General features: G+C 34.7%; 1 protein-coding gene. It reads right to left on the minus strand.

All coding sequences use genetic code 11. The features are described 5' to 3' along the window. Positions 1 to 23: 23 nt before the first annotated feature. Complete coding sequence (locus V4762_RS09925; protein WP_347315618.1) at positions 24 to 1574, minus strand: IS1634 family transposase; 1551 nt, start codon at positions 1572 to 1574, stop codon at positions 24 to 26. Positions 1575 to 1703 lie beyond the last annotated feature (129 nt).

Below are 1703 nucleotides of genomic sequence, written 5' to 3' on the forward strand. Positions count from 1 at the left end.
CCTAATTTCCCTCCAAATTATAACTATACCTCTACATTTATTTTTAGAGCCTCTAATATTTCTCTTTGTTTCTTTGTTATTTCTGTTAGCAGGTGCCCGTATTTACCAGAGTATCTAATGTCAACTAAGGTTTGCATCTCAAGCAACAGCTCATTTGGAGTGTATTTGTCTATAAGGCCTGTTTGCCTCATTTTTTCTCTTAAAGCGCTTATGTATATAAGCGCAATGAACTGGACAAAGAGTCTTCCATCCATGGTGGTTGAGTTGTGTATTCTAAGGCGTTTCATATCAAGCTGGTTTTTTAAGTCATCAAAGCATTTCTCAACCACATCTTTATTGCGGTATATTCTTAGGGCTTCCTGGGGGTCTTTAATATCGTTTGTGAGTATTACAAAAAAGCCTGCATAGTTTTTTATGTGTTTTTCTATTGCTTCATCGTTAAAGTCTACTTTAATGCCTTTTTTGGTTTGCTTTAGCCTAAAGTAAGCATTGTAGGCTTCTTCATGATCTTTTATTAGGTTTGATGTTTCTAGCTCTTCTTTATAGCCCAAGAGTTCTTCAGTAAAGTTGTCTATTGCGTTTGCGGCTTTCTTTGCGTTGTAGTATATGTGGACATAGCATCTATTGTTGTTTGAACCAAGGCTGTGTATTTTTGTATAGGTATACAATACTTCGTATTCTACCTTGCAGTAATTTTGCGGTTTTTGTATATGATCTTTAATCTGGTCAATGATTTGTCTTACCCATGTTAAGCGGTTTGGGATTGTAATAATAAACTTGTCTTTCTTTAAAAGCTCTTCTATGTTATTTTGGCTGTAGAAGCCTTTGTCCATAACAAGGTGCATCTTTGGAAGCTCTAGATAATCAAATGTCTTTAGCAAATGGTGAAGAGTGACTACATCGCTTATGCTTCCATTTAAATACTTGTAATACACAGGCAGTTTGCTTTTTTGGGCAAACAAGACCGCTAAATTTATCTGAGGGAGCTTTTCTTTATCCCTGTTATAGCCATACTTCACATACTCATTTAACTTGCTGTATGAAGAAACGGATGTTATGTCATAACACAGATAGTCATTGTTTAGTGTTTTATTAATCCAGCTTTTAAAGAAGGCCTGTTTATCGCTCTGGCCTATTTGAGTTAAAATATCGCTTATCCTCTGGCTTGTAAGCTCTTTGGAGCTTGGATGCTCAAAAGCTTTAACAAAGCTTGCAATATGAGATAAAGGAGCTTGACTGATTGTTAGATAGTAGGCCATAGAGAGTATTTCATTATAAGTGTTTGGAAAACTTGCTTTTAGTTCTTTATCTAAACCAAGCTCTCTTGTAAATAAGTCTAATACCATATATGGACCAACAATCTTTGTTGTTGCGCTGACCGTTTTATCTAATGCGGCAGCCTGAGTGTTGCTTAATCTCTTTGATGGTATGAATTCATTTGTTACAGGATCAATCTTTCCTATACATACCTGTTTGTTTCTTGGCTGTTTCTTTTCTTTATCCCAATATGAGGTAGCTTCATAAACATAAACAACCCCTGTCTTTTTGTTTAATTGTTCAACACGGTAAGACATAAAAACACCTCCTTGTAATAGTTATTATTATAACTATGTTTTAGAGAAAAGTCAAGAAAAAAATAACAAAAATGCTTTAAAAAAGGAATTATTAAGATAGGTAGTTATAAATGGGGCGGGAGATTAAGT

The sequence above is a fragment of the Thermodesulfobium sp. 4217-1 genome (assembly GCF_039822205.1).
Classification (GTDB): domain Bacteria; phylum Thermodesulfobiota; class Thermodesulfobiia; order Thermodesulfobiales; family Thermodesulfobiaceae; genus Thermodesulfobium.